At 64.2% G+C, this 5,365-nt stretch carries 5 protein-coding genes; all 5 read right to left on the reverse strand.

The window, feature by feature from the left end; all coding sequences use genetic code 11:
* Positions 1-452 precede the first annotated feature (452 nt).
* The 5 genes from ACIA76_RS42385 to ACIA76_RS42405 all read right to left on the reverse strand — a co-directional run bounded on the left by ACIA76_RS42385 (position 453) and on the right by ACIA76_RS42405 (position 5,106).
* Entirely contained in the window at positions 453-770 is a 318-nt protein-coding gene (locus ACIA76_RS42385) for a hypothetical protein (RefSeq protein WP_397161063.1), read from the reverse strand.
* A 103-nt stretch (positions 771-873) separates the two neighbouring features.
* The gene (locus ACIA76_RS42390) at positions 874-1,107 is read right to left on the reverse strand and encodes a hypothetical protein (RefSeq protein ID WP_397161065.1); all 234 of its coding nucleotides are present in this window, start codon (positions 1,105-1,107) and stop codon (positions 874-876) included.
* A gap of 3 nt (positions 1,108-1,110) precedes the next feature.
* Positions 1,111-3,606: a tyrosine-type recombinase/integrase gene (locus tag ACIA76_RS42395; protein WP_397161066.1), complete on the reverse strand. Its 2,496-nt coding sequence runs from the start codon at positions 3,604-3,606 to the stop codon at positions 1,111-1,113.
* On the reverse strand, positions 3,603-4,715 hold the full coding sequence (locus ACIA76_RS42400) for a tyrosine-type recombinase/integrase (protein ID WP_397161068.1): 1,113 nt from the start codon (positions 4,713-4,715) through the stop codon (positions 3,603-3,605). The genes ACIA76_RS42395 and ACIA76_RS42400 overlap by 4 nt, the downstream gene beginning before the upstream one ends.
* 139 nt (positions 4,716-4,854) lie before the next feature.
* Positions 4,855-5,106, reverse strand: a complete 252-nt coding sequence (locus ACIA76_RS42405) for a transposase (protein ID WP_397161070.1) — start codon at positions 5,104-5,106, stop codon at positions 4,855-4,857.
* Between the last annotated feature and the right edge of the window lie 259 nt (positions 5,107-5,365).

The raw sequence follows: 5,365 nt of genomic DNA on the forward strand, positions 1-5,365 counted from the left end.
CCACCCGAAATATGTGATCGTCAAAGACCGCGATACGGCACTCGTCCCCGCAAGAAACCTTGCATTCGGCGAATGGCGTTGCGTACCTTCGTCTTCGACCCTAGGTATCGGTAATTGCATCGGCCTACCCCTAGGTCCCCCAGAACCACCCGCCACCAGCACGCTCGCCTCCCCTACCCCCACCTGACGCATGACCTGCGCCTTTTCTCGACGCTCACCACGACGGCCTGCAGTCAACGCAGCTCGAGGCGATGTGACGCCTGCACACTCCTTGTCGACATGCCTGCCTGCCTTTCACCGCGCAACTCGAAGTCATTGCGGCCGAAAGTGTTCCGCCTCCTTGGCACCGTTAGTCTCGAAAATCGAGAGATCGTAAGTGTCCGTCTACGAACTGCTCATTTCGGTGTCGGGCAGAGGGTTGGCACGGGCGAGGCGGCGGCGCATCAGGATGATCATGGCCCACTGGACCATGGCTTCGTGGTGTTCGGGGAGCCGTTCGTAGTCGTGAACGCAGCGGCGCGCTGGAAGATCCACGCCAGAGTGCGCTCGGCCACCGACCGGCGCGGGATTACCTCGAAACCGGTGGCGTCATCGCTGCGTTCGACGATCTCGATGGTGTAGCCGAGCGTGTCTTTGGCCCAGGTCACGAGCTTGCCGGCGTAGGCGCCGTCGGTCTTCGGCCAGCCGTACTCGTTCAGACAGGTCGTTGTGGACGGCCAGAGTAAACCTGTCGGCTCCAGCGGGTGAAGATCGCACGGACGGTGCCCCACGCGATGTCGTAGTCGGCGGACAGGTTACGCCACTTGACGCCGTTGTCGGCTTCTCTGAACTAGCGGATGGAGCGAGTCCGGTTGTAGTGGAATAGGTTTCGATTCAGTCCTGGGGGCTCTCAGTGGCCTGACGCCGGTATCGATGAGCCGTGAAACTGAGGTTGTCGACGAGGGTGTAGGCGTCGGAAGCGGGGCGGGTGCTGCCGTGGACGGCGAAGAATTCGATCAATAGCTCGCCAACAGGCAGCTCGCGGCTTCGAAGGAATTCATCCAAGGTCGTGAGCAGTGCGGCAAGGTCGGGGTCATCGTCGGGGATGGACTGTTGTTTCTTGGGCATCAGTCACCGTTCGGAAGAGGTTGTGCTGGTGGCGATTTCGGTGAATGTCGGCATGCCGAGGCTGATGATGATGGTTTGCCGGGTTGCTTCCTCGTCGAGTTGGGCCAGTTTGGCTTCTGCGCCGGCGAGGCTGACTTGCAGGCCCTCGATCTCGCCGAGCCATCCTTCCCGCTCTGCTTCGCTGATCCGGTCGGTGAGGTTGTCGCGGATTTCTTCCAGCCGGGCGCGTTGCTGTGGATCCGGCCGTAGGAGCGAACATCTGACACAAGCGTGCTCGTGAATACACGGTGTTGAGAATGCGCGGGCGCAGATGCCGATGGAGAGTTTGCGTTTCTCGAAGTGGGCGAGGAACTCGTCCCACTCGGTGTCGGTTGGGGTGCGGTATTCGGCGCTGGGACGCTGCGAGCGGCGGCGGGCGATGAATGCGCGGTAGGACTCGATCGCCTCTTCGGGGTAGGCGGCCTTGTATCCCATTGTGGTCTCGACGTTTTCGTGACCGGCGATGATCTGGGCGATGTGGGGCGGAAGCCCGTTCATGATGGCGTCGGTGATGAATATCCTGCGGAAGTCGTGGGGTGTGAAGCGCAGCGGCTGCCCGGTAGCATCGGTCAGGCCGGTGGCGTCCAGGAGCTTGTTCAGAAGCTGCTTGACGGTGGAGGCGGGGATGCCGCGGATTTCGCTGCCGGTGCGTCTCTGGAACAGCAGCGGCATAGGTGGTGACCAGGTCCGTTCGTGCCGGTCATAGGCGGCGACCATCGGGACCATGCCGTCCGCGCCGCGGACCCGTTGCAGCACGGCGCTCAGGACGTCGGCGAGTTCGGGACTGATGAGCAGCAGCCGCTCGGCGTCGGATTTCGACGGCGCGATTTGCAGCAGCGGGACGAGCTCGCCGGTCGACGGCAGCCGGTATTCGGTGATCGCATGGTGGGCGAGCTCCAGCAGTTCCTCGACACGAATGCCGGTGTGGCGCAAAGTCTCCAGGATGGCCCAAGCCCAGAAGGCGGCCGCTTCCTCGGCTGCCAGGTCACGCCGTTTGCCGGTGTCCGGATCGACGGCCCAGACCAGCGGGGTCATTCGCAGGTTCCTGGCCAGGACAGGGCGATGCCAACGTCGGCCATCGATATCGAAATCCTGGCCTGGGTCGACCGATTGGGCCGCGCGCAGTCGGCGGCTGGCCAGTTCCAGCTGATCCTGAGCGGTCTTGACCAGCAGTGGAAGGACGGGAAGTCGTTCGCGAGTGCGCTGGTCCATCCGAGCCTTGCGATGCTTGTTGACCTTGCTCTGGCGGATGGTGAGGTCGCTGTCGCGCACTGGACATGGGGCGACCCATGGTCCCCAGCGGGATGGTTCTTCCAGTGCCCATTGCGCGATGTCCTGGTAGAACGCCCGAACCGTGGTCAACTCGTTGTCCGATAGCCGGCGGATCCGCTCCTCGGTCGTGGTGCCGTCAGCGTGCTTGACCTTGCGTATCCGATATTGCCGCCGTTCCTTCCAGGCAGCCGCGACCTCCGGCGCCAGGTGCAGCGAGTCGATGCCGGGATGATGGCGCTCGAGGTCGGCCCAGAACTTGCCGCCGAGCATGAACGCCAGCTGGTCCAAGGTCGAGTAGTCCACGGAGGGTTGACGTTCGCGCAGGTAGTCCAGGAGCACCGCGCGGACCGGCTCGCAGGTGATCGCGTAGCGGTCCAGCAGTGCCTCCAGGCTGCGCTGTCCCGTCGTGTTGGCCAACGCCCGAAACGTGGCGGGTGCGTGGGCTGGCAGGACCCCGACCTGCCGCAACAGCGCGTAGGCCGCTGACATGTAGGTCGCCCGTTTGCCCGCCGTCCGGCGCAGATCGTAAGCTTGAACCAGGTCGCCGACAGACACTTCGACGACCGTTCCGCCCTTGGCCGCAACGATTTTGGCGATCATCGCGATCGCCGCCGATCCCTCGGCCTGCAGCGCGGGCGTTGCCGCGACCGCGTCGCGCAGCAGCGCGAAGCCTTCGGGATCACGGACGCGGCTCATCTCCCGGGTCAGGAACACTGCGTTGTTCCTGCGCTGCAGCAGATGAGCCAGCGACGGACGCAGGACATCCAGGCTCATCAAGACCAGGAACCCGCTGGCCAGCTCGACCGGGTTCCTGGCGACCGTGCCCACCGACTGCTCGGCGAGCCAGCGCCCCGCGCTCTCGCGCCACTGCGCGTCGTGTTCGGCCAGTGAGGAGTTCCACCGCTGCTGCCAGGTGTCCCCCGGGAACGAGGACAACCACCTCAACAGGCGGTCGGTGCCGCGGCGTTGATGCTGGCCGCTGTAGTTGTTCGCGGTCGATGTCGCCTCGGCGACCAGATGCAGAACATCCTCGGTGGCGAGCGCAGTCCGTTCCCAGGAATCGACCGCTGGCCTGGCAGGATACTGCCCTCGGAGGGCTTGCAGCGCAGAATCATTCGCATTCGCCGTCATCATCAGGCCGGCGGGCGAGGCCGTGAGCGAGGGCTGCCCGAGCTGCGAGAGGCTCACAGTGTGCGCCCCAGCAGGATCTGAAGCGAAGACGGGTTGTAGCCCGGTGCCGGAACCGGCGGTGGTGCTTGCTTGCGTCGTGCTTGGTGCGCGACCACTCGTTCGATGACCTGCTCTTGCGTTGGGACGGTGTAGATCTCGGTAGTGCTCCGGTGAGCGTGGCCGAGAACCCATTGGACATCGGTCAGGCTCATGTGCGGGTCGGATGCCATCCGCTGGGCTGCCGTATGACGAAGATCGTGCAGCCGCCAATTCGCGCCGATTCGATCGTTGACCCTCTCGAACATGCGATGCGCGGCGTGGTAGGTCAGCGGCCGGAACGGTCTGCGCAGCGTCCACCACAACGGCCTGTTCCGGCCGACGGGCACCAACCCGTGCATCTCCTGCTGGTAGAGCCGCAGCCAGACGAACGAGTCGGCCGACGCCGGAACCTGCTGAATCGCGCGACTTCCTTTGCGCGCCACCGTGATCAACTGACGCCCCGGTTCGACGCCGCTCTGGACCAGCTCCAACAACTCCGACGCCCGGACCCCGCTCGAGATCCAGAGCGCCACCAACGCCCGGTCCCGGTTCGATGGAAGCCTGACGAACAACTCGTCGAACAGGCGGTCCGGTATCGCCTTCGGCAGCAGCCTCGGCGTCGACGGCCGATAACGTCCGGAACGCTCAGGTTTGAACGGCTGCAACGGATTATGATGCGCGTGCGCTCGTCTGCCGCGGCGGGATCGGTGTAACGGGAACGGGTTCATGACCGGCCCGGATCCGAGCTCCAGGTGCAGATCGTAGAAGGACCGGAGGACGGTCTCACTGTGCCGGATCGTGCTGGCCTTGTAGTTTGCGCCGATCGTCGGCTTGCCCGTCACCGGGTTCGGCGAACCCGGTGCGACCGGCTGACGCCCCGGAACCGCGACCCGAGCCCTCGGCGGTCTCGGCTTGGCAGTCAGCTGAATCCACCGCGAAAAGTCCCGAGCCTCAACACTTGTGGCCCTGTCCCACGACACCTCCACAGCCCACAGAAACCGGAACCAGCGCAACAGATCCATGCCATAGGACCGCAACGTCGCCGCGGACCGACCAGCGGCCTGCAGATCACGGAAGAACACACTCACCGCCTCGACCGAAACACCACACGGATCGATCAACCGGTACGGATCAAACGAATCCCCGGTCTCCGCCAACCGTCCGACTCGGGATATCTCGGCCCTCGCCAGGTCTCCACCCAACGTTCCTCGATCAAGCACCGGGGAATCATGCCAGAAGACCAATACCCTTATCTACCTGCTGAAACAGTCGAATTAGTTCAGTCAACAGGGCGACGTAGCAGATGGCGTCGATGACGGTGCGACGGCAATACATCTCCGGGTGCCCACCAGCGCCGCCGAGCCATGCCGGCCAGGGCAGCAGCGGCGCGATCTGCTGCCATTCGGCGTCGGTGGCATCGGTGGTGTAGCGGCGGGCACGGGCCGGACGATCGGTGCCGTGACCGAACCGGCGTGCCACACACCAGCAGCGGGCTTCCGGATCGGGGTGACAGGGGCTGGGGTGGGAGCGTACAACAACATCACGGGATGTCTTGGTACGGCGGGATATTCTACACCTCTGCTGTATCAAGAGATCCCGTTCACGTGGGCCGCTTTCACTATTCGATCAGTTCGTAGACGGGCACTACAGAGACTGAATTCGTGATGTCGTCATGAGCTGAGGGGTGCGAGGCCGGTTGCTGTGAGGCAGCCGTCGATCAGGTGGGGCCGGTGCTGAA

This window comes from Nocardia sp. NPDC051570 (genome assembly GCF_044454005.1).
In the GTDB taxonomy this organism is placed as follows: domain Bacteria; phylum Actinomycetota; class Actinomycetes; order Mycobacteriales; family Mycobacteriaceae; genus Nocardia.